The sequence below is a fragment of the Arthrobacter sp. NPDC058097 genome (genome assembly GCF_042884885.1).
Lineage (GTDB): Bacteria > Actinomycetota > Actinomycetes > Actinomycetales > Micrococcaceae > Arthrobacter.
The window spans coordinates 203590-226070 of record NZ_JBHVSZ010000005.1; the positions used below are offsets into that span (position 1 = coordinate 203590).

22 protein-coding genes and 3 tRNA genes are annotated in these 22481 nt (G+C 67.2%); 17 read left to right on the forward strand and 8 right to left on the reverse strand.

Annotated features, from left to right (window positions below; genetic code table 11):
- Positions 1–22 precede the first annotated feature (22 nt).
- The 5 genes from dusB to ACFVTE_RS10860 all read left to right on the forward strand — a co-directional run bounded on the left by dusB (position 23) and on the right by ACFVTE_RS10860 (position 4950).
- On the forward strand, positions 23–1204 hold the full coding sequence (dusB, locus tag ACFVTE_RS10840) for a tRNA dihydrouridine synthase DusB (RefSeq protein WP_387100172.1): 1182 nt from the start codon (positions 23–25) through the stop codon (positions 1202–1204).
- On the forward strand, positions 1188–2501 hold the full coding sequence (locus tag ACFVTE_RS10845) for a deoxyguanosinetriphosphate triphosphohydrolase (protein WP_387100174.1): 1314 nt from the start codon (positions 1188–1190) through the stop codon (positions 2499–2501). The genes dusB and ACFVTE_RS10845 overlap by 17 nt, the downstream gene beginning before the upstream one ends.
- 72 nt (positions 2502–2573) lie before the next feature.
- Positions 2574–4568, forward strand: coding sequence for a DNA primase (gene dnaG, locus ACFVTE_RS10850; protein WP_387100176.1), 1995 nt, complete (start codon positions 2574–2576; stop codon positions 4566–4568).
- Between the two features lie 111 nt (positions 4569–4679).
- Positions 4680–4752: transfer RNA gene (locus ACFVTE_RS10855), tRNA-Asn, on the forward strand.
- 125 nt (positions 4753–4877) lie between these two features.
- Positions 4878–4950 (forward strand) — tRNA-Asn (locus ACFVTE_RS10860).
- Between the two features lie 113 nt (positions 4951–5063).
- Here ACFVTE_RS10860 and ACFVTE_RS10865 read toward each other — a convergent pair.
- The 3 genes from ACFVTE_RS10865 to ACFVTE_RS10875 form a co-directional block, all read right to left on the reverse strand.
- Positions 5064–5471, reverse strand: coding sequence for a hypothetical protein (locus ACFVTE_RS10865; protein WP_076798221.1), 408 nt, complete (start codon positions 5469–5471; stop codon positions 5064–5066).
- A gap of 41 nt (positions 5472–5512) precedes the next feature.
- A complete protein-coding gene (locus tag ACFVTE_RS10870; RefSeq protein ID WP_102970802.1) occupies positions 5513–5692 on the reverse strand; it encodes a hypothetical protein in 180 nt (59 codons plus the stop codon).
- A 77-nt stretch (positions 5693–5769) separates the two neighbouring features.
- Positions 5770–6990, reverse strand: a complete 1221-nt coding sequence (locus tag ACFVTE_RS10875) for a multidrug effflux MFS transporter (RefSeq protein WP_387100179.1) — start codon at positions 6988–6990, stop codon at positions 5770–5772.
- A gap of 180 nt (positions 6991–7170) precedes the next feature.
- Here ACFVTE_RS10875 and ACFVTE_RS10880 point away from each other — a divergent pair, with 180 nt between their 5' ends.
- The 6 genes from ACFVTE_RS10880 (at position 7171) to ACFVTE_RS10905 (ending at position 12491) form a co-directional block, all read left to right on the forward strand.
- Positions 7171–8052, forward strand: a complete 882-nt coding sequence (locus tag ACFVTE_RS10880) for a phage holin family protein (RefSeq protein WP_387100181.1) — start codon at positions 7171–7173, stop codon at positions 8050–8052.
- 55 nt (positions 8053–8107) lie between these two features.
- Positions 8108–8731: a CDP-alcohol phosphatidyltransferase family protein gene (locus ACFVTE_RS10885; protein WP_387100184.1), complete on the forward strand. Its 624-nt coding sequence runs from the start codon at positions 8108–8110 to the stop codon at positions 8729–8731.
- A complete protein-coding gene (locus ACFVTE_RS10890) occupies positions 8731–9639 on the forward strand; it encodes a DMT family transporter (protein ID WP_387100186.1) in 909 nt (302 codons plus the stop codon). The genes ACFVTE_RS10885 and ACFVTE_RS10890 overlap by 1 nt, the downstream gene beginning before the upstream one ends.
- A 105-nt stretch (positions 9640–9744) precedes the next feature.
- Entirely contained in the window at positions 9745–10941 is a 1197-nt protein-coding gene (locus ACFVTE_RS10895) for a glycosyltransferase (RefSeq protein ID WP_387100188.1), read from the forward strand.
- A gap of 143 nt (positions 10942–11084) precedes the next feature.
- Positions 11085–11158 (forward strand) — tRNA-Ile (locus tag ACFVTE_RS10900).
- Between the two features lie 142 nt (positions 11159–11300).
- A complete protein-coding gene (locus tag ACFVTE_RS10905; protein ID WP_387100190.1) occupies positions 11301–12491 on the forward strand; it encodes an acyl-CoA dehydrogenase family protein in 1191 nt (396 codons plus the stop codon).
- Between the two features lie 108 nt (positions 12492–12599).
- Here ACFVTE_RS10905 and ACFVTE_RS10910 read toward each other — a convergent pair whose 3' ends face one another.
- Entirely contained in the window at positions 12600–13199 is a 600-nt protein-coding gene (locus ACFVTE_RS10910; protein WP_387100192.1) for a M23 family metallopeptidase, read from the reverse strand.
- A gap of 423 nt (positions 13200–13622) precedes the next feature.
- Here ACFVTE_RS10910 and rpsB point away from each other — a divergent pair, with 423 nt between their 5' ends.
- From rpsB to ACFVTE_RS10940, 6 genes are all read left to right on the forward strand, one after another.
- Positions 13623–14489 carry a 30S ribosomal protein S2 gene (gene rpsB, locus ACFVTE_RS10915; RefSeq protein ID WP_387100195.1) on the forward strand — a complete coding sequence of 289 codons (867 nt, stop codon included), beginning with the start codon at positions 13623–13625 and terminating at the stop codon, positions 14487–14489.
- A gap of 126 nt (positions 14490–14615) precedes the next feature.
- Positions 14616–15452 carry a translation elongation factor Ts gene (gene tsf / locus ACFVTE_RS10920; protein WP_190606903.1) on the forward strand — a complete coding sequence of 279 codons (837 nt, stop codon included), beginning with the start codon at positions 14616–14618 and terminating at the stop codon, positions 15450–15452.
- A 124-nt stretch (positions 15453–15576) separates the two neighbouring features.
- A complete protein-coding gene (gene pyrH, locus ACFVTE_RS10925) occupies positions 15577–16314 on the forward strand; it encodes a UMP kinase (protein WP_236807821.1) in 738 nt (245 codons plus the stop codon).
- A gap of 96 nt (positions 16315–16410) precedes the next feature.
- Positions 16411–16968 (forward strand): ribosome recycling factor, encoded by a 558-nt coding sequence (frr, locus tag ACFVTE_RS10930; RefSeq protein WP_076798197.1) that lies wholly within the window; start codon positions 16411–16413, stop codon positions 16966–16968.
- A complete protein-coding gene (locus ACFVTE_RS10935; protein WP_387100199.1) occupies positions 16968–17891 on the forward strand; it encodes a phosphatidate cytidylyltransferase in 924 nt (307 codons plus the stop codon). Before frr ends, ACFVTE_RS10935 begins: the two co-directional genes overlap by 1 nt.
- A gap of 89 nt (positions 17892–17980) precedes the next feature.
- A complete protein-coding gene (locus ACFVTE_RS10940; RefSeq protein ID WP_387100201.1) occupies positions 17981–18568 on the forward strand; it encodes a DivIVA domain-containing protein in 588 nt (195 codons plus the stop codon).
- An 88-nt stretch (positions 18569–18656) separates the two neighbouring features.
- Here the strand turns inward: ACFVTE_RS10940 and ACFVTE_RS10945 are convergent, their stop codons facing one another.
- Genes ACFVTE_RS10945 through ACFVTE_RS10960 form a run of 4 tightly spaced genes read right to left on the reverse strand, consistent with a single transcriptional unit; the run spans position 18657 to position 22460 of the window.
- A complete protein-coding gene (locus ACFVTE_RS10945) occupies positions 18657–20123 on the reverse strand; it encodes a cation acetate symporter (RefSeq protein WP_387100204.1) in 1467 nt (488 codons plus the stop codon).
- A 7-nt stretch (positions 20124–20130) separates the two neighbouring features.
- A complete protein-coding gene (locus tag ACFVTE_RS10950) occupies positions 20131–20493 on the reverse strand; it encodes a hypothetical protein (RefSeq protein ID WP_387100207.1) in 363 nt (120 codons plus the stop codon).
- Entirely contained in the window at positions 20490–21209 is a 720-nt protein-coding gene (locus ACFVTE_RS10955; protein WP_387100210.1) for a LytR/AlgR family response regulator transcription factor, read from the reverse strand. Before ACFVTE_RS10955 ends, ACFVTE_RS10950 begins: the two co-directional genes overlap by 4 nt.
- A 21-nt stretch (positions 21210–21230) precedes the next feature.
- Positions 21231–22460 carry a sensor histidine kinase gene (locus tag ACFVTE_RS10960; protein ID WP_387100213.1) on the reverse strand — a complete coding sequence of 410 codons (1230 nt, stop codon included), beginning with the start codon at positions 22458–22460 and terminating at the stop codon, positions 21231–21233.
- Positions 22461–22481: the final 21 nt, after the last annotated feature.

A 22481-nucleotide genomic window follows, 5' to 3' on the forward strand; every position in this document is an offset into this window, starting at 1 on the left:
CCGACTTTGAGACAATGGACGGGTGACTGTTGTAGCAACGCCTCCCGCCCCCCGGCTGGAACTTCCGCCGCTGAAACTCGGCCCCATCACCGTGGACACCCCGGTGGTGCTCGCGCCCATGGCCGGAATCACCAACACTGCCTTCCGCAGGCTCTGCCGTGAGTATGGCGGCGGGCTGTACGTGGCGGAGATGGTCACCTCCCGTGCCCTCGTGGAGCGCACGCCGGAATCGCTGCGCATCATCTCGCACGACGACGACGAGAAAGTCCGCTCCGTCCAGCTCTACGGCGTGGACCCCGGCACCGTGGGTGCGGCGGTCCGCATGCTCGTGGAGGAGAACCGGGCGGACCACATTGACCTCAATTTCGGCTGTCCGGTGCCCAAGGTAACCCGGCGCGGCGGCGGTTCGGCGCTGCCCTGGAAGATCGACCTCTTCACCTCCATCGTCCAGACCGCCGTCCGCGAGGCGTCCAAGGGCGGCGTCCCGCTGACCATCAAGATGCGCAAGGGCATCGACGACGACCACCTGACGTACCTCGACGCCGGCCGGATCGCGCGCGATTCCGGTGTTGCCGCCGTCGCCCTTCACGGCCGGACGGCGGCGCAGTTCTACTCCGGCCAGGCGGACTGGTCCGCCATCGCCCGCCTGCGCGAAGCTCTGCCGGACATTCCGGTGTTGGGCAACGGCGACATCTGGTCCGCCGAGGACGCCGTCCGGATGGTCCGCAAAACCGGCATCGACGGCGTCGTGGTGGGCCGTGGCTGCCAGGGCAGGCCGTGGTTGTTCGGCGACCTGCAGGCCGCCTTCGAAGGCAGCGACAAGCGGCACCGGCCCGGACTGCGTGAGGTGGCCGAGGGCGTCTACCGGCACGCCGAACTCATGGTCGAGACCTTCGGCAACGACGAGTACAAGGCGCTGCGCGAGATCCGCAAGCACATGGCCTGGTACTTCAAGGGCTACGTGGTGGGCGGCGAACTGCGGGCCAAGCTGGCCACCGTGCCCACGCTTGAAGTGCTCCGCGGACTGTTGGACGAGCTGGACATGGACCTGCCTTACCCCGGCGTCGATTCCGAAGGGCCGCGCGGGCGCGCCGGTTCGCCGAAGAGGCCGGCCCTGCCCAAGGACTGGCTGCTGAGCCGCCAGCTGAACGAGGACCAGTCGCGGGACATCGCCGCGGCGGAACTGGATGTGTCCGGTGGCTGAAAGCCGGCTGGCGGAAGCCCGCACCACCCCGCAGGCCCTGCCGGGCTACGAGGCCCACGACACCGCCCGGTGGGTGGAGGAACCGCCCAAGAGCACTTACCGCTCCGACTTCGAGCGCGACCGCGCCCGCGTGCTGCATTCCTCGGCCCTGCGCCGGCTCGGTGCGAAGACGCAGGTGGTGGCCCCGGACACCGACGACTTTGTCCGCACCCGGCTGACGCACAGCCTCGAGGTGGCGCAGGTTGGCCGGGAACTGGGCCGCGCCCTCGGCTGCGACCCCGACGTTGTGGACACCGCCTGCCTCAGCCACGACCTCGGCCACCCGCCCTTCGGCCACAACGGTGAATCGGCGCTCAACGAGATGGCCCACGCCATCGGCGGGTTCGAGGGCAACGCCCAGACCCTGCGCCTGCTCACCCGGCTCGAACCGAAGGTGCTTGACGCGGAGGGCAGGCCGGCGGGCCTGAACCTCACCCGGGCGAGCCTGGACGCGGCCGCGAAGTACCCGTGGTCCGCCCTGGACGCGCCGGTGATCCACGGCCAGCGGACCAGCAAGTTTGGCGCCTACGAGGACGACCTCCCCATCTTCAACTGGATCCGCGAAGGCGCCCCCGAACGGCGGTCCTGCCTCGAGGCGCAGGTCATGGACCTCGCGGATGACATCTCGTACTCGGTGCACGACGTCGAGGACGCGATCGTGGCCGGGCACTTCCAGCTGCGTTGGATGGACAACCCGGACCACCGGGCGCGCGTGGTGGGCTACGCCAAGCAGTGGTACCTGCCGCACAACGATCCCGCCGCCATCGACGCCGCACTGGCCCGGCTCGAAGCCACCGACGTCTGGGTGCGCGAGGCGGACGGCAGCCGCAAGTCCATGGCGGCGCTGAAGGACATGACCAGCCAGCTCATCGGCAGGTTCTGCCAGAGTGCGCTGGAAACCACCCGCGCCGTCTACGGCCCGGCGAACCTGACCCGGTACAACGCCGAGCTCATGGTTCCGGAGGAGACCGTCCTGGAGATCGCGGTGATGAAGGGTTTGGCCACCACCTTCGTGATGACCACCGACCACCGGCAGCCCATCTACGAACGCCAGCGAGAGGTGCTCCACGCCCTGGTGACGGCTCTGAACGCCTCCGGCGACCGGCACCTCGAGCCCATGTTCGCGGCGGACTGGCGGGAAGCGCCCGACGACGGCGCCCGGCTCCGCGTGGTCATCGACCAGGTGGCGTCGCTGACGGACGGCTCCGCCCTGGCCATGTACGAACGGCTCGTGGGCAGCCTGCCGTCCCTGTGGTGAGATTGGACGCACTCAGTCCACATACGCCGGGATCCCGGGCTCGTGCCGGCCTGCAAAGACTAGGATTGCTTCGTGGCTGGGCTGATTAAACGGGAAGACATCGATGAAGTCCGCCAGCGCACGGACATCAAGGAAGTCGTCGACGGCTACGTCACGCTTAAGGGCGCCGGCCTCGGCTCCTACAAGGGCCTGTGCCCGTTCCACGACGAGCGCTCGCCGTCGTTCACCGTCCGCCCGCAGGTGGGCCGCTACCACTGCTTCGGCTGCGGCGAGGACGGCGACGTCATCTCCTTCGTGCAGAAACTGGATCACACCTCCTTCCACGAGGCCGTGGAGAAGCTGGCCGCCCGGATCGGGTACGAGCTCCGCTACGAGGACGGCGGCACCGGGCCCAGCCGCGAGGAAGTCGGCAAGCGGCAGCGGCTCCTGGACGCCCACAAGATCGCCGACGAGTTCTTCCGCGCCCAGCTGCTCACCGCCGGTGCCGCCGAGGGCCGGAAGTTCCTGCAGCAGCGCGGCTTCGACCGGGCAGCGGCCGACCACTTCGGCGTCGGCTACGCGCCGCAGGGGTGGGATGCGCTGCTCAAGCACCTGCGCGGCCGGGGCTTCACCGATCCCGAGCTGAAGCTCACGGGGATGTTCTCCGAAGGCAACAGGGGCATCTATGACCGCTTCCGCGGCCGCTTGATCTGGCCCATCCGGGACATCGCGGGCGACACCATCGGCTTTGGTGCGCGCAAGCTCTACGAGGACGATCAGGGTCCCAAGTACCTCAACACCCCGGAAACGACGCTCTACAAGAAGTCCCAGGTGCTGTACGGGATCGACCTTGCCAAGCGGAACATCGCCAAGGACCGGCAGCTGGTGGTGGTGGAGGGCTACACCGACGTCATGGCCTGCCACCTTGCGGGAATTCCGACGGCGGTGGCAACGTGCGGTACAGCGTTCGCCGCCGACCACATCAAGATTGCCCGCCGGCTGCTGTCCGACGACGGCACCGGGGGAGAGGTCATCTTCACCTTCGACGGCGACGCGGCCGGCCAGAAGGCGGCCCTGCGGGCCTTTGAAGAGGACCAGCGCTTCGTGGCCCAGACCTACGTGGCGGTCGAACCCACGGGGGCCGATCCCTGTGACCTGCGCCAGACGCGCGGGGACGCCGCCGTCCGCGACCTGATCAGTTCCCGGCGCCCGCTCTTCGAATTCGCCATCCGGGCCACCCTGCGGAAGCACAACCTGGACACGGTGGAGGGGCGGGTGGCCGCGCTGCGCGAGTCCGCTCCGGTCGTGGCCCAGATCCGCGACGCCGGGCTCCGGCCCGGCTACGCCCGCGAACTGGCCGGGTGGCTGGGCATGCCCGTCGAGGACGTTACGCGGGCTGTGGCGGCCGCCGCCAAGCGCGCTGCGCCGGGTGCGCCGGGTCCGGGGGCACAGGCCAACGGGTCAGCGTCCGGTTCCAACTTGGCCGGATCCAAGCCGGCCCGGTCCGGCGGTGCCGGCTACAACGGTGCCGGCTCCAACGCGGTCCCGGGAATCGGACAGAACGTGCCCGGCGTAGCGGCGCTCCCGCCGTCGGGCGTCCTGCCGTCCTTCCACCGTCCGGATCCCCGGGACCCGGTGGCGTCCATGGAGCGGCAGGCCCTCGAGGTGGCGCTGCAGGAGCCTGCGATGCTGGGCGGTGCGGCGTGGGAGCGGTTCGTTACCGCTAGATTCGCCACGCCCGCCTACCAGGCCATCCACGATGCCATCCGCGCCACGGCTCCGGGGTTCTCCGGGGATGCCGTGCAATGGGTGGAGGCCCTGCGGCAGGAGGTTCCCGAGCCGCTGCAGCCGCTGGTCTCGGAGCTGGCCGTTGTACCGTTGCCGGCCCACACCGCCGAAGCCGTGCAAAAGTATTGCCGGGACATCCTCGCCAGGCTCTTCGAGCTGCAGATCACCCGCGTGAAGGCGGACAAGCTCGGGCAGCTGCAGCGGCTGGATGCCGCTGCCCACCCCGAGGAGTTCCAGCAGCTGAACCGGGAGCTCATGATGCTCGAAATGGAGCGCAGGTCGCTGCGCTCGGATGCCTAGGCTGCGGAGACTGGCGGCTTCGAAGGCCGGTCTCCGGGAGCAGGCTCCGCGGCCCAAAGTCGCCGATTTCGTATCCGGGCCGGGTGTTTGCTAGGCTAGTACCCGCTTCATTCCTCCTTAGCTCAATTGGCAGAGCATTCGACTGTTAATCGAAGGGTTGCTGGTTCAAGTCCAGCAGGAGGAGCGCACAGTCCCCGTTCCGGGTTCCGGAACGGGGACTTTTTTATACCCCGGAGGGGTATACGCGCCCAGTATTGGCGCCGATTTCACATTGCGGCAAAACGTTTGCTAGTGTCATACCTGCTTCATTCCTCCTTAGCTCAATTGGCAGAGCATTCGACTGTTAATCGAAGGGTTGCTGGTTCAAGTCCAGCAGGAGGAGCGCGCAGTCCCGCGGTTGGCCCCAGAGCCGGCCGCGGGACTTTTTTGTTTTGTGACCCGGGCCGTCTGGGGCAGGCTGACCCGGCGAATCCCCCTAACCACGGAGGGGCAGCGTCAGACGAAATCCATCTCCACCTGCAGGAAGCGCTCGGCCTCGGCTATGGCGGCCTCGAACGCCTCCCGCTCCGTGGGGGACTTCCGCGGCTCGCGGGGGTGCCACTCGTGGGGAGAGGAGTGCACGCGCGTGAAGCCGCCGTCGGGCGGGGCATAGAAGATGCCGAACCTCTGGACGGGCCATTCGGGGGAGGTCTCCGGGGCCACCAGCAGGGCAGCGTTGAAAGCCGGGTTGAACCACTGGGCTATGGGCCGGCGGCGGTCCTCAGTGAAAAGTCCCGCCGCATAGAGTGCTGCCGACTGGGCACTGGTCTGGGTGCACAGCCGGTCCCACCACAACGGCAGAATGCCGGAGTCGCACCGCTGCCACGTGGCCGGAAGTGGGGGATGATCCTGCCAGTGGGGCACGTAACAACTTTATCGCGCAGCCCCCCAGGCGAACAGATGGCCTAGGGCCTGTTCCAGGGTCCCGGATTGACGCGGTACAGCAGCGCAGAACCGACGACGGCGCCCACCAGGATGCCCAGCGCCGCGTTGCCCATCATCCGGCCGGCGAAGAAGCCTGCCACGGCGCCGAGGATGGCTCCGAGGAACAGTCCTCGGCCGTTTCGATGGGGTTTGCGGGTCATGGTGCCAGCCTACAGGCCGGTGCCGGCCTGATGACCGGCGCCAGTCTGCCCACCGGGAGCACTGCGGGTGGCAGGACTCAGTGGATGGACGGCACGGTCCGGGGCCGGACCACGAGCCACAGGGCGGCCGCGGCCAGGAAGATGCAGCAGGCCTGGACGGCGCCCATGGGCGTGGCGGAATTTCCGCCGAGCCAGCCCACGACGGGGGAGATGATGCCTGCCATCAGGAAGGTGGAGGCTCCGAGCAGGGACGCTGCCGTGCCGGCCTGGGCCCCGTGGCTGGCCAGCGCCAGGACCTGCACGCACGGGAAGGTGAAGCCGGTGCCCAGGATGTAGAACCAGAGCGGAACCATGACGCCCCAGAGCCCGAAACCCAGCTGGTCGAAGACGACGATCAGCACGGCCATCAGGAACATCCATGCGGTGGAGCAAGCCAGGATCCACTGCGGCGGGACGCGCTTGATCAGCCGGGAACTTGTCTGCACTCCGGCGACGATGCCCAGCGAGTTGATGCCGAAGAGCAGGCCGTACTGCTGGGGTGAGAACCCGAAGACGTCCTGGAACAGGAACGGGGACGCCGACAGGTAGGTGAACAGGCCGCCGAAGTTCATGCCGCCCAGCATCAGCAGGCCCACGAAGATCCGGTCGGAGAAGAGCACACCGTACCGCTGCCGGGCCGTCAGGCCGGACTGGCCCCGTTTCTCCCGCGGCAGCGTCTCCCGGACAAGCACGATGGCGGAGACAATGACCGCGGTGCCGTAGCAGGCCAGGAACACGAAGATGCCCGGCCACGGCATGACGAGGAGAAGCTGGGACCCGATGACGGGCGCCAGGATGGGGGCCAGCCCGTTGACCAGAGCCATCCGGGAGAACATCCGGACCATGGCGTAGCCGCTGAACAGGTCGCGGACCATGGCCATCGCCACCACGCCGCCGCCGGCAGCGCCGATGCCCATGAGGACCCGGAACACGCCGAGGGTGGCGATGTCGGTGGAGATTGCGGCGCCCAGCGAGGCGGCGATGTGCAGGGCGGTGGCCAGGATCAGCGGAAGCCGGCGCCCGAACTTGTCGCTGAATGGCCCCACCACCAGCTGCCCCAGGGCAAAGCCGACGGTGGTGCCGGTCAGGGTCAGCTGAACAGCCGCTTCCGAGACGTTGAGGCTTGCTTCCAGGGCGGGGAAGGCGGGCAGGTAGAGGTCCACCGTGAACGGCCCGAGGGCGGTCAGGGCGCCGAGTAGAAGGATGTAGAGGAATTTCTGCCGGCGGCTGAGGGCATCGCCCGGGTTGGTGGTGGTCACAGAGAACCATCCTAGGGCTGACAGATCAGACTTTTACAGCGTTGGAGGGCTCGCCGGGGCTATTTCCAGAAGTTCCGGCAGACCCTGAATGATAGTTTTGTCAGCGGGGGCGCGCGGACGTGCCGGTTGCCCCCGTGGCAGCGAAGAAAAATCGACGACGGAACCAGTAAGGCGGAACCTATGAGCGGGCGTCACAGCGGGCGGACCAACCAAGGACTGCGTATCACTGCGCTGCCAAAAACGTTGCGGCTCGCCATCAAACTTGTGCCCCGCCAGCTCAATGACGAGATCGCGCTTGCCAAGATCGAAGCGAAGCGCAAAGGCAAGCAGCTCGGCGTGGCCGGCGCATTCTTCGGCGTGGCCGCCGTCTTCCTGGCCCTCCTGGTCATCGGTCTGGTCGTCGCCGCCATCATGGGGCTGGCCACCATCATGCCCGCGTGGCTGGCGGCGCTGCTCGTCAGTGCGGTTTTCGTCCTCATTGCGCTCATTGGCGGGCTCATCGGCCTCCGGAAGTTCAAACAGGCCATGCCGCTGATTCCCGAGGACACAGTCCGCGGCCTCAAGCACGACCTGGGCATCGCCAAGGAGGGCTCGGACTTCGACGCCGCCGTACTGGATCCCAACTCGCCCCAGGCCAAGGCCGCCGCCGAGGCAAAGGCCGCGGAGAAGGCCAGGGAGAAGGCAGACAAGGACGCCAAGAAGGCCGCCGAGGCCGTGGAAGTTCCCGTGGCCACCGAGCCCGAACTCCGCCGCCGCCTGAAGCAGCGCCGTGAACACCTGACCGGTGTGCGGGACGAGCTCGGCGAGGAACTGGACGTCAAGACCCAGGCCCAGGCCCTGCTCGGGGTCGCCCGGCACCGGGCCGCTGAAGGCAACGAAAAGTTCCAGGAGGCCCGCGAACGTGCGGCCGAACGCTTCGCCGCCCTGTCGGCGTCGGCCCGCTCCGCTGCCCCGGCGGGCTCGCTGCCCGGACAGCTCGAGGCGCGCTGGAAGCCGCTCCTTGCCCTCGCCGCCTCCACCGCCGTCCTGCTCACTCTGCTCCGGAAACTTTTCAAGAGCTGAGCCTTGCCCTGAACGAAGACTGTAAGAGGCCGCCGGCCCCGGAGAGGGAGGCCTGATGAGATTCATCGGCGCTGGTTCCCGCCCCGGGCAGCCGCATGTCGATCGCGATCTGGTCTACACCGTCCCCAACCTCCTCACGGTCCTCCGCTTCATGGGTGTGCCGATCTTCATCTGGCTTGTGCTGGCCCAGAAGGAATACGGACTGGCCGTGCTGGTGCTGGCCATCATGGGCAGCACCGACTGGGTGGACGGTTACGTCGCCCGGCGGTTCAACCAGGCCTCCAAGCTGGGGCGGGTCCTGGACCCCATCGCCGACCGGCTGGCCATGATTGCCGTCGCGGTCACCCTGGTGATCGCCGGCGTCGTGCAGTGGTGGTACCTGGCGGCGCTGGTGGTTCCCGATGCCGTCCTGTTGGGCATGTCGCTGTTCTACTTCCGCGGCCACCCGGACCTTCCTGTCAGCCTCGTGGGCAAGGCCCGCACCGGCCTGCTCCTGCTCGGAACTCCGCTCCTGGTGTTGTCCAAGCTGCCCATTCCGTTCGCCGCAGCGTGGTTCGTCGCCGCCTGGGTGGTTCTGGGGCTGGGACTCGTCGGCCACTGGGTTGCTGCCTACAACTATTTCCGGGCGATCCGACGCAAAGGAAAAATGCTGGCGGCCGACGACGGCGGGAACGGCTGATGGTCTGGGTTGCGGTTTTGCTCGCGGTCATGGGCGCCTTTTGTCTTGCCTTCGGAGCCCAGCGCCAGGGCAGTGCGGTCAAGGCGGACACCGGTGGTCTGGCGCTGAGCTCCAACGGATTCCTGCGCCTCCTGCGGAGCCCGCGTTGGGTCTTCGGCCTCCTCCTGCTCTGCATGGGCATGGCGATGAACTCGGTAGCGCTGGTCACGGCACCCCTGACCGTGGTGCAGCCCATTGGCGCCATCGCCCTGGTGATCACCACCGTGGTCAATACCAAGGACCAGGGGCTGAGCATCAACCGCGCCACGGTGGTGGCAATCACCGCGTGCGTGACGGGATCGGCGCTGTTCGTCCTGCTGGCCGTCAACGTCACGCAGGAAAGCCACCACGTCACGCCGGAGGACGAACTCACGATTGTGCTGCTGCTGGCCCTGGCGGTGGGCGTGTTCGGCAGCCTCGCCGCCATGTTCAAGCACCGCATGAGCGCGTTCATCTACATCCTGGGTGCCGGCATCCTGTTTGGCTTCGTGGCAGTGCTGACGCGCATTATCGGCAAGCATCTGCTGGACCCCAACGGCCAGTTCCTGCTGAACGTGCCGTGGTATTCGGTGGTGGCCATCGCCGCGGCCGGGGGACTGGGATCATGGTTCGTCCAGAGCGCCTACTCCACCGGTCCGCCGGACCTGGTGATTGCCGGCCTCACCGTGGTGGACCCCATTGTGGGCATCGCGATTGGCATCACCATCCTGGGCGAGCTGCGTCCCGACGTCCACGCCGTCTTGGCGATTGCCATGGGTACGGCGGCAACCCTTGCTATCGTGGGGGTAATCGCCCTTTCACGACACCATCCCGAGGTCACCAAACGGAAGAAGGACGTTCGGAAGGCCACGGGCAGGGCGTCCCACTAGCCGGTTTTTACTGCGGACCAGGCAAGAATGTGCCGGTGCACCACGCGCCGGCCGGCCGGTGTGGTTAGCCGCAGCCGACCACCATGACCACCAGGAGCTCTCTACGTGACCATGCCCGACGCCCAGCGTCCACTGACCATCCTCATCGCGGCGGACACGTACCCGCCCCACGTTAACGGAGCCGCCCAGTTCGGCTACCGGCTGGCCAAGGGCATGACGGCACGCGGACACAATGTCCACGTGCTGGCCTGCCGGCAGGACAAGGGCAAGAGCTTTACCGAGTTCCGCGCCGAAGCCACCGTCCACCGCCTGCGCTCGCACAGCGTTTTCACGCACGAGTACTTCCGGATCTGTTTCCCGTGGGAGATCAAGAAGGAAATCAGCCTGCTGTTCGACAAGGTCCAGCCGGACGTGGTGCACATCCAGAGCCACTACATGATCGGCGAGCACGTCCTGTACGAGGCGGTGAAGCGCGGCATCCGCGTCGTCGCCACCAACCACTTCATGCCGGAGAACCTCAACCCGTTCCTGCCGTTCCCGCAGTGGTTCAAGGACATCATCGGGAAAATCTCCTGGAAGGACATGGGCAAGGTCATGGGCCAGGCGGATGTGGTCACCACACCCACGCCGCTGGCCGCCAAGGCGATGCACCAGCATGCCTTCCTGCGCAAGGTGCTCCCGCTGTCCAACGGCATTGACTCCGCAGCATACGAGCCCAAGGCCGATGAGGTCATAGAGCCACATGAACACCCGACAGTGCTGTTCGCGGGACGCCTCGCCGAGGAGAAGCACGTCGACGTGCTCATCAAGGCGGTGGCTGCCACCCCTGCCGACCTGAATGTCCATCTCGAAATCGTCGGGGGCGGCGAGGTGCGCCCGACGCTCGAGGCCCTGGTGGAACAGCTTGGGCTGCAGGGCCGGGTGAAGTTCCTGGGCCTGGCCAGCGACGACCAACTCCGCGAGGCCTACATCCGGGCCGACCTGTTCTGCATGCCCGGCACCGCGGAGCTGCAGTCGCTGGTGACACTGGAGGCGATGTCCGCATCGACGCCGGTCGTGCTGGCGGACGCCATGGCGCTGCCGCATCTGGTGCGCGACGGCGAGAACGGCTACCTGTTCACCCCGAATGACAGCGCCGACCTCGCTGCCAAGATCACCCAAATTTTCCGGCTCCCGGCCGAGGAACGGAAGGCAATGGGCAAAGCCAGCCGGTGCATGGTGGAACCGCACAGCATCCAGGGGACACTTCAGACGTTCGAGGACCTGTACTACGGGGCGAACTACGAGGACAAGGTCGTCTAGGGTCCCTGCCGTCTGGGGCCAGCGGCGGCCGAAGTGGTCTGGAGCCCTTCGCCGGTTTGCTAGAGTGAATCTGCCCCCCGGCGACGGGCCCCTCGCGGGCCGCTGCTGGCCGGGGACGCCTCCCCCTTATGGGGCTGGTGCACGGGGCTATAGCTCAGCTGGTTAGAGCGCGGGACTCATAATCCTAAGGTCCTCGGTTCAAGTCCGAGTAGCCCTACTTTCAGAGCCCTGATCTGCGTCCCGCAGATCAGGGCTCTTTCCTTTTTCCGCCGCGTTGGGATATGTTACTGACGAGTAACTAACCCGCCGGCGCCGTGTCGTTGTTCCCTCGCGGACGCTGGCCATTGCGAAGGAGCGCCATGTCCGCCGCTGTAACCGACATCAACAGCCTGCCCTACGCCGACGGCGACTTCTTTTCCTTCGAGCAGCTGCTTAGTTCCAAGGAGCAGGACAGGCTGGCCGAGGTCCGCTCCTTCCTGGCCCGGGAGGTAAAGCCGATAGCGGTGGACTGCTGGAACCGCGGCGAATTTCCCCTCGACCTGATTCCCAAGCTGGCCGAGCTCGACCTCGTCAGCCCGGTGCGCCGCCAGGGCTATTCCAATCTGTTCGCCGGCATCGTGCATGCGGAAGTTACCCGCGCGGACACGTCCATCGCCACCTTCATGGGTGTGCACGACGGCCTTTTTACCGGCTCCATCGAGGCCCTGGCGTCCCGCGAGCAGCAGGATGCCTGGCTGCCGGACATCTACTCGCTGCGCAAGATCGGCGCGTTCGGCCTGACCGAACCCCTGGGCGGGTCGGACGTTGCCGGGGGCACCCGCACCACCGCCAAACGGGACGGCGACCGGTGGATCCTCAACGGCGCGAAGCGCTGGATCGGCAACGCAACCTTCTCCGACTGGGTGGTGGTCTACGCCCGCGATGTCGCTGACAACCAGGTCAAGGCCTTCCTGGTGGACACGGCGCTGCCGGGCTTCAGTGCAACCAGGATCGAGAACAAGATCTCACTGCGGACCGTGCAGAACGCCGACATCACCCTGGACAATGTGGCGGTGCCGGACTTCTTCAAGCTGGCGAACGCCAACAGCTTCCGCGACACCAACAAGGTCCTGAAAGTCACCCGTCTCGCCGTTGCCTGGCAGGCGGTGGGCCAGCAGCTCGCCGCCTTCGACGTGGCCCGGCGCTACGCCGTGGAACGGCACCAGTTCGGGCGTCCGCTGGCCTCATTCCAGCTGGTGCAGAGCCAGTTGGTCCAGATCCTGGGGAACGCGGTCAGCTCGATGGGCATGATGGTGCGGCTCTCCCAGCTCGAGGATGCCGGTCAGGCCAAGGACGAGCAGTCGGCCCTCGCAAAGGCGTTCACCACCGCACGGATGCGGGAGAGCGTGGCCATCGGCCGCAGCCTCCTCGGTGGAAACGGCATTGTGACGGACTTCGAGATGGCAAAGATCTTCGCCGACGCCGAGGCAATCTACTCCTACGAGGGCACCCACGAAGTGAACACCCTGGTGGCCGGCCGGGCCATCACCGGCGTCTCCGCGATCGTCTAGGCAGGCGCAGCGCCTAAGGCAGGCGCCGCCCCTAAGCAGGAGTCATCATGTAAGCAGGCGCCGCCCCTAAGCTGGTGCCGCAGCCTGACCAGGTGACCCTGCCTAGCCTCAAGATGGCCCGCTGCCCTTCAGCGGCAGCAGCACCGAGGGCCGCAGGTCCAGGATGAAGGACAGCGGATTGAGGTACTCCCCGCCGCGGCGGACGCCCCAGTGCACGCATGGCGAGCGGCCGCAGTGGCCCGCCAGCAGGGTGCCCACCACGGCGCCCTTGGCCACCGAAGCGCCCTTCTTGAGTTTGCTCCGCACCGGTTCAAAGCTGCTGCGCAGGCCATTGCCGTGATCAATGGTGATGACCGGCCGGTCCACCACCACGCCTACAAAGCTGATGGTGCCGGCTTCCGGCGCTGTGACCGGGCCCCCGTCGGACGCTGAGCCGAGGTCCACGCCCCGGTGCCCGCTCAGCCACGGTTTGTCCGGGGGATCGAAGGGACGCAGGACCGCCGGCCGCGGTGCAAGCGGCCAGTGCCACCCAGCCGGCGCCGGCGTGCCGGCCCGAGAGGGGGAAACTGCTGCCAGGGCGAACGATGCCGGAGCGAACGGTGCCGGGGCGGCAGAGGGTGCGGCAGCAACGGAAGGTGCGGGAATGGCGGAAGGCGCGGGTGCCGCCGTCGTGAGCAGGAGCACCGCCGCCATCACGTAAGCTTTCATGCCCCCAGCATGGGCGCCCGGTCCGCCCGCCGGAACGGGAGCTTCGGCCTATGTGGAAAACGCCGCCCGGTGCGCCCGAACCGGTGCATTTGCCGCGGGGCGCTGTAGTACACTTGGTGGAGCAGTTTGCTGTGCCCTCAACGCATTCCATTTTAGTGGGTCGCGTCAGCACGCCCCATTCAGGAGTGCGGGGGAGCAGCAGCTGACTACGCGTATCCAGCCCTCCACAACCGGTAAGCAGTTGCTTCCTGCTGCGGAGGATTGTGCCTCTTGCGGTCAGGCCCGGCAACGGTCCTGATGAGATGTGCAATGGATGCCAGGAGCCTGTGCCCGGCCGGGCAAGGCTAACTAACCGTCAACTATTGGCAGGGTAAGAGCGGCCGCGGCCGCTCTCATGAATGACCTGCCGGAAGGAGCGTCGGCATGCCCGTCGTAACCATGCGCCAGCTGCTTGACAGCGGCGTCCACTTTGGACACCAGACCCGCCGTTGGAACCCGAAGATGAAGCGCTTCATCTTCACCGAGCGCAACGGCATCTACATCATTGACCTCCAGCAGTCGCTGTCCTACATCGACCGCGCCTACGAGTTCGTCAAGGCCACCGTTGCCCACGGCGGCACCGTGCTGTTCGTCGGCACCAAGAAGCAGGCTCAGGAAGCCATCGCCGAGCAGGCCACCCGCGTTGGCCAGCCGTACGTCAACCAGCGTTGGCTCGGCGGTATGCTCACCAACTTCCAGACTGTTGCCAAGCGTATCCAGCGCATGAAGGAACTCGAAGAGATCGACTTCGACGACGTCGCCGGTTCCGCTTACACCAAGAAGGAACTGCTGCTCCTGCGCCGCGAGCTGACCAAGCTCGAGTCCAACCTCGGCGGTATCCGCAACCTGACCAAGGCACCGTCCGTGCTGTGGGTTGTTGACACCAAGAAGGAGCACCTGGCTGTTGACGAGGCCAAGAAGCTCAACATCCCGGTTGTGGCCATCCTGGACACCAACTGCGATCCGGACGAGGTCGACTTCCCGATCCCGGGCAACGACGACGCCATCCGCTCCGTGAACCTGCTGACCCGCGTTGTTGCTGACGCCGTTGCCGAGGGTTTGATCGCCCGCAACCAGCGCGCAACCGGCACCACCGAGACTCCGGAAGAGCCGCTGGCTGAATGGGAGCGCGAGCTCCTCGAAGGCAGCAAGGCTGAGGAAGCTCCGGCTGCCGAAGCTGCTCCCGCCGAAGCTGCTCCCGCCGCTGAGGAAGCCCCGGCTGACGCCGAGGGCGCCGACTCCGCGAAGTAACAACTTCATCGGGATTTCCGGTCGCTGTCCGCAGCGCCCGGGCAACTGACAGGATGGCCGCTCACTCAGTGAGCTGCCGTCCTGTCGGTCCGTACACACAAAAATTTTCTAGACAGAGGGGTTCACATGGCGAACTACACTGCCGCTGATATCAAGGCTCTGCGCGAGCGCACCGGCGCCGGCATGATGGATGTCAAGAAGGCTCTCGACGAAGCCAACGGCGACGCCGAGAAGGCGATCGAGATCATCCGTATCAAGGGCCTCAAGGGCGCCACCAAGCGTGAAGGCCGCTCCACCGCTGAAGGCCTGGTTGCTGCCAAGGTCGAGGGCGGCGTCGGCGTAATGATCGAGGTCAACTGCGAGACCGACTTCGTCGCCAAGGCTGACAAGTTCATCCAGCTGGCTGACAAGGTCCTGGCCATCGCCGTTGAGTCCGGCGCTGCCGACCTCGAGACCCTGCTCGCCACTGACGTTGACGGCAAGCCGCTGTCCGAGGTTGTCGTCGAAGAAGGCGCAATCCTCGGTGAAAAGGTTGTTGTCCGCCGCATTTCCCGCATCGAGGGTGCCACGGTTGACGCCTACCTGCACAAGACGTCCAAGGACCTCCCGGCCCAGGTCGGCGTCCTGTTCGCTGTCGATGGTGAAGGCGAAGCCGCTGCCACGGCCGCGCACGATGTTGCCGTTCACGTGGCCGCTATGGCTCCGAACTACCTCTCCCGCGAGGACGTTCCGGCCGAGCTCGTCGAATCCGAGCGCCGCATCGCCGAGGAAACCGCAAAGGCCGAGGGCAAGCCCGAAGCTGCGATGACCAAGATCGTCGAAGGCCGCGTTACCGGCTTCTACAAGGGTGAGGTCCTGGTTGACCAGGCCTTCGCCAAGGACGCCAAGAAGTCTGTGGCGCAGGTCCTCGAAGAGGCCGGCGTCAAGGGAACCGCGTTCACGCGTTTCCGCGTCGGCTCCTAGTCTGACACGCAAGGGGGTGGCCACTTTGGTGGCCGCCCCTTTTGCATGCACCGGCCACATAAGAATGTGAGCGCTGGCCGGATGCGCGATAACCTAGCTCAGAGTTCACCAACCGGAAGGCACCATGGAAGCCGTCAACACTCCCGTCCAGTCAGAGAAGAGCAGGCGCCGGGTCCTCCTGAAACTGTCCGGTGAAGTCTTCGGCGGCGGCAAGCTGGGCGTCGACCCGGACACCGTCCGCGCGGTCGCCAAGCAGATCGCCGCAGCCGTTCCCGACGTCGAGGTGGCCATCGTGGTGGGCGGCGGTAACTTCTTCCGCGGCGCCGAACTGTCCCAGAGCGGCATGGACCGCTCCCGTGCCGACTATATGGGCATGCTGGGAACCGTCATGAACTGCCTCGCGCTGCAGGACTTCCTGGAGCAGGCCGGCGTTGAGACCCGGGTCCAGAGTGCCATCACCATGGGCCAGGTGGCCGAGGCCTACATTCCCCGCCGTGCCATCCGCCACATGGAAAAGAACCGCGTGGTCATCTTCGGCGCCGGCGCAGGCCTGCCGTACTTCTCCACGGACACCGTGGCCGCCCAGCGCGCCCTCGAGGTGCACGCCGACGTGGTGCTCATGGCCAAGAGCGGCGTGGACGGCGTATACACCGCCGATCCGAAGAAGGACCCGACGGCGGAAAAGCTGGAAAACCTCAGCTACGACGACGCCCTCCGCCGCGACATCCGCGTCATGGACCAGACCGCCATGACCATGTGCAAGGACAACAAGCTCTCCATGGTGGTGTTCGGCATGGAAGGCGAAGGCAATGTCACGCGCGCCATCCGCGGCGAAAAGCTGGGAACGCTGGTCACACCCTAGTTACAGCTAGGATATTTCTAGGACGGTTCCGCCACTGGGCGGGACCAGGTTTGTGAAATGCCCGGTTGGCCGGGAACCAATTTCTGAGGAGAGATCGTGATCGAAGAAACCTTGCTCGAAGCCGGAGACAAGATGGACAAGGCCGTTGAGGTAGCCAAGGAAGACTTCGCCTCGATCCGCACTGGGCGGGCAAACCCCGGACTGTACAACAAGGTCATGGTGGAGTACTACGGGACCCCCACGCCGCTGCAGCAGCTGGCTTCCTTCGCGATCCCGGATGCCCGCACCATCCTCATCACGCCGTTCGACAAGACTGCCCTGCGCGACATCGAGCGTGCGCTGAGTGATTCAGAGGTCGGCGCGAACCCGTCCAACGACGGCAACGTCATCCGCATCACCATCCCGGAGCTGACGAAGGAACGCCGCAAGGAATACGTCAAGATCGTCAAGTCCAAGGGCGAGGACGCCAAGGTTTCCATCCGCAACATCCGCCGCAAGGCCAAGGAAACCCTGGACCGCCTCGTCAAGGACGGCGAAGCCGGCGAGGATGAGGGTGCCCGCGGCGAAAAGGAACTTGACGCAATCACCAAGCAGCACGTCGACGGCATCGACGAGCTCCTCAAGCGCAAGGAAGCTGAGCTGCTCGAGGTCTGATGGGCCAGGCACAGCAGGCCCCCGGTGCGCGGGCCCGAACCCGGACCCGCCAGCCCAGGCCCAACCCCACCCCCGGGGCGGGGCGCAACCTGCCGGCCGCAATCGCCGTGGGTCTGGCCATGCTCCTTGCGGTGCTCGGCGGGCTGCTCTTCCTGCCGCTCGGCTTTGTTGCCGTCGTCACCACCTTCGCCGCCTTCGGCGTCTGGGAGGTCTTCCGGGCGCTCGAAGCGAACGGCACGCGCCTGCCCATCGTGCCCGTCATGGTGGGCACGGTGGCAATGCCGTTCTCGGCCTACTTTAGGGGTCTGGAAAGCCTGCTGTTCGCGATGCTTTCGAGCAGTGTCGCTGTGCTGCTCTGGCGGTCGGTGGAAAGTGCGACGGGCTCCGCCCGCAGCATTTTCGCCGGGGTGTTTACCCTTGCCTGGGTGCCCTTCCTGATCAGCTTCGCCGCGCTGCCGCTCCACGTCGAAGGCGGGGCTTCCCCGGTAGGGCCGTGGCCCGGCGGGACGGTGCCGGAGGGCGCGTGGCAGATCGTCATCCTGCTGCTCCTGGTGGTTTCCAATGACACGTTCGGGTACCTCGTGGGCGCCCGTTTGGGCAAGCACCCCATGGCGCCCAAGATCAGCCCGAAGAAGTCCTGGGAGGGTTTTGCCGGATCCATCGCGGGCGCCATGCTCGTCGGTATCCTGGCCAGCATCTTCCTGCTGGACAAGCCCTGGTGGGTGGGGGTAGTGCTGGCGATCGGCATGGTCGCTGCCGCCACCGCCGGCGACCTCGCCGAATCGATGGTGAAGCGGGAACTCGGCGTCAAGGACATGAGCAGCATCCTGCCGGGACACGGCGGGGTGATGGACCGGCTGGACTCGATCGTGTTCGCCTCGCCGGCGGCTTTCATGCTGTTCGTCCTGTTTTCCGGGGCCTGAATCTTCCTGGCGAGGGCTCCGGCACCCCGCCCTGCGCAACGCCCTAGAATAATGCGGTTACGACCCGCCGAAGAAGTATCGAAGGAAACATGGTGAGAGTGGACAGCAAGCGTCAGATCCCCGCGTCGTTCGAACGCGTGGCGCGGACCGACTACGGCTACAACGCCAAGCAGGTGGACCAGTTCCTCCAGCAGGCCCGCGTGTCCCTGGAGACGCCCGAGGCTGCCGCCCACCCCATCAAGAGCGCCGACGTCCGGTCCGTGTCCTTTGACCCCGTCAAGGGCGGATACTCGGCCGCCGCCGTCGACGCGGCCCTGGACCGGCTGGAAGACGCCTTCGCCCGCCGGGAGCGGGACGACCTCATCGCCGAACGCGGCGAGGACGCCTGGCTGCGCCAGATCGGACAGCTGTCCGGGACGCTCCGCGGCCGCCTTCACCGTCCCGACGGCGAGAGGTTCCGCCGGCCGGCCAAGAAGAAGGCGCGCGGCTACAACACCAAAGATGTCGACACCCTGTGCCGCGACCTGATCGGTTACCTGGAGCAGGACAAGCCCCTCAGCGTCGATAACGTGCGCCGGGCCGTCTTCCGGCCCGCGGTCGGCAAGGACGGCTACGAGGAGACCCAGGTGGACGCCTTCCTCGACCGTGTGGTCGAGCTGATGGCCGCCATCGACTGACCGCCTGGGCAAGGCTGGCCCCGCCGCTCCGCGTCATGATGCGGCCGCGCCGGCCCGTCGACGGGCCCGGCCGCTGAGCGCTGCCAGTTCAGCGTTCCGTGGCCAGCGGCCGTTCGGGCGTGTGCAGCCTGTTCATCACCCTGGTGGTGGTCCGCGGCACGCGGGAACTGGTGGCACGCGACGTCAGGACCATCACGGTGAAGGCGGCGGGCACTGTCCAGGCCGCCGGCTGCGCCAGCCACGGGGGCGTCCCGGCCACGCCGAGCACCGTCCCCGCCACCATGGCGCCGCCGCAGAGCAGGCCGCCGGTCACCATGCCGGCGATGGCACCGGCGTCGGTCAGGCCCCGCCACCAGATGCCGAGCAGCAGGACCGGGCAGATGGTTGACGCCGTGAAGGCAAAGACCAGGCCCACGCTGCCTGCAAGGGCCAGCGAGTCCGTCATGAGTGCCACGGCCAGCGGAACGGTGATCGAGACAAGCGCCGCCAGCCTGAAGCCGCGCACGCTGCCGCCCAGGACGTCCTGGCTGATCACACCGGCCAGCGAGACGACGAGTCCCGACGTCGTGGACAGGAACGCGGCAAAGGCCCCCGCCACGACGAGGGCGGACAGCAGCTCGCCGGCAGGGCCCCCGACGAGGCGGCCCGGAAGCAGCAGCACCAGGGCATCCGCCTGCCCCGCCCTTGCCAGATCAGGGGCGAACAGCCTGCCGGCCAGGCCGAACGCCGTCGGAAACAGATAAAACACGGACAGCAGGCCCAGCACGATCAGCGTGGTCCGCCGCGCCGAGTGCCCGTCCGGGTTGGTGTAAAAGCGGACCAGGACGTGCGGCAGCCCCAGCGTTCCGAACAGCAGGGCAACGAGGAGCGAGATGCTCTGGTAGGGGCTGGCCGGCTCCGCTCCGCCCGGGTTCGCGGCAGCTTCCGCCAGCGAGGGTGAACCGGTGTCTGCCAGGACCAGCAGAATGAAGATGAGTGGCACGGCCAGGGCCGTGAGCTTCAGCCAGTACTGGAAGGCCTGGACGAAGGTGATTGAGCGCATGCCGCCGGCCACGACGGTTAGGCACACCACCACGACGACGGCGGTTGAACCGGCCCAGGCCGGCAGCCCGGTGGTTGTCCGGATGGTCAGGGCGGCGCCGTGCAGCTGCGGCACGATGTAGAGCCAGCCCACGATGACCACAGCCAGGCTGGTCACGCGCCGAACGGCCCGGGAATCGAGCCGGGCCTCGGTGAAATCAGGGATGGTGTACGCCCCGGAACGCCGCAGCGGCGCGGCCACGAACAGCAGGAGCATCAGGTACCCGGCCGTATAGCCCACGGGATACCAGAGGGCATCAGTGCCGGACAGCAGGATCAGGCCGGCCACGCCCAGGAAGCTCGCCGCGGACAGATACTCCCCGCCGATCGCCGACGCGTTCCACCAGGGCGGCACGGTTCGCGACGCCACGTAGAAGTCGCCGGTGGTGCGCGAGATCCGCAGTCCGTAGAAGCCGATCACCGCCGTCGCCACGGAAACAGCGGCAACCGCCGCAATGCCGACGGCCGGATTCATCGGCGCATCACTTTTCCCCGGCGAGGTCGCGGTAGCGGGCCTCGTTCCGCGCCGCGCTGCGGATGTACAGCCAGGCGCTGATTCCGGTCACAGGGTAGATCCCGGCGCCCAGCAGGAGCCAGTCGAACGGAATCCCGGCGAGCCGGGTCTCCGCCAGGCCCGGTATGGCGGCAAGCAGCAGCGGAAAGGCGCCGAGGATCAGCAGGAAGCCGCCTGCCACCACCAGGGCCAGCCGGAGCTGGGAACGGATGAGCGAGCGGACAAACACCTGGCCGACGGCCGACTCCTCGGCGGACTCCCGCGGCTCTGCCGAGGAGTCGGCCGAAATGCGGGATGCCGAACGGGGCGCCGTGACCCTGACGCGCGTCATGCCTGGGGCCGGATCCTGGTTGCCTCAAGCTTCTCGCGGACGGCAGGCAGGTGCCGCCGGCTGATCGGCAGCTCGGCGTCCTCGACGGACACGCTGGGCCGGCCAGCGGCGAGCTTGAGGTGCGTGACGTGGGCGAGGGCCACCAGGTAGGAACGGTGGGTTCGGATGAAGCCTGCATCCGCCCACTGCTGTTCCAGATCGGCGAGCGGAACCCGGATCAGGTAGCTGGCATCGGCGGTGTGGAGGCGCGCATAGTCGCCCTGGGCCTGGACGTACGTGACGTCGTCGCGCCGGATCATTCTGGTGGTGCCGCCCTGGTCCACGGTGATCATCTCAGGTGCGGTCCCGCCGTCGCGGATCAGTTCACTGATCCGGCCCACGGAGCGGGCCAGCCGCTCGGCCCGGACGGGCTTCAGGAGATAGTCCACGGCCGCCAGCTCGAACGCCTCCAGGGCGCAGTCCTCGTCCGCTGTCACGAAGACGACGGCGGGCGGCCGGCTGCTGCGGGATATGGCGCGTGCGATGTCCAGGCCGGACACGGCCGGCATATGGATGTCGAGGAAGACGGCGTCCACCGAATCGGCTTCGAGGGCACGCAAGGCCTCGGCGCCGGAGGAGGCACGGAGGATGGTGCCGATCCGCTCATCCCGGCCCAGCAGGAAGGCCAGCTCCTCGATGGCGGGCAGCTCGTCGTCGGCGACGAGAACATTAATCATGGTCCTAGGTTAGCTTTCGGTTCAGGCATCGTGGTCCGGCTGGGACTTGGGGACCCGCATGGTGATGAGCGTGCCCTCGCCGGGAGCCGTCTCGATCACCAGGCCGTGCTCGTCCCCGTACACCTGCCGGAGCCGGGCGTCGACGTTCCGCAGGCCCACGTGCTCGCCGTCCACATGGCCGGCCAGCATGGACTGCAGCTGCACCGGGTCCATCCCCACACCGTCGTCCTCGATGGTGACCTCGGCGAACGCGCCCGAATCATTGGCGGAGATGGTGATGTGGCCGGGACCCTCCTTTGCCTCCAGGCCGTGCCGGACGGCATTTTCCACGAGCGGCTGCAGGCTCAGGAACGGGATTACCGTGCTCAGCACCTCGGGCGCGATCCGCAGGCTGACCTGCACCCGCTCGCCGAAGCGGGCCCGCTCCAGCAGCAGGTACCTGTCGATGCAGCGCAGCTCCTCGGCCAGCGTGGTGAAGTCCCCGTGCCGCCGGAACGAGTACCGGGTGAAGTCCGCGAACTCCACCACCAGCTCCCGGGCCCGGGCCGGATCGGTGTTGATGAAGGAGGCGATGGCGTTCAGCGAGTTGTAGATGAAGTGCGGGCTGATCTGGGCGCGGAGTGCCCGCACCTCGGCCTCCATCAGGAGCGTCCGGGAGGCGTCCAGCTCAGCCAGCTCTACCTGGGCGGCCACCCAGTCGGCCACTTCGGTGGTAGCGCGCACCAGGCCGGCCCCCGCCTGCGGCGCGAAGGCTGCCACGGCGCCCACCACGCGCGAGCCGGCCCGGACGGGCGCCACCACCGCGGCCGCGACCGGCCCGGATTTGGGGACTGACCCGGACCTGGAGGGTCCGGACGTGGGGGAGTGCAGCTTCAGATCGGCGGCGTTGAAAACCTGGGTCCTGCCACTGGAGAGCACATCCGCGGCGAGCTCCATCAGCCCGGGACGCAGCTCCTCGGCTGCCCCGTCCCAGGCCAGCACGCCGGACACATCCAGAATGGCCAGCGCGTCACAGCCAAGCAGGGCCCGCAGCTGCCGGCTGGCTTTGGCGGCGCCCGCGGGGTTCAGGCCGGTCCGCAGGTGCCGGCCGGCTTTCGAAGCGGCGTGCAGGGTGTTGTAGGTGGCCCGCTCGGCGTCGGTGCCCAGCTCGCGGAAGGAGCGCAGCACCTTGAGCCCGACGGCGACGACGGCGGCCACCGCGAGCGCGATGACGGCAACGGCGGCTGCGGAATAGAGAGGGGAGTCCGGCATGATGCCCAGCGTAGCGCGTGC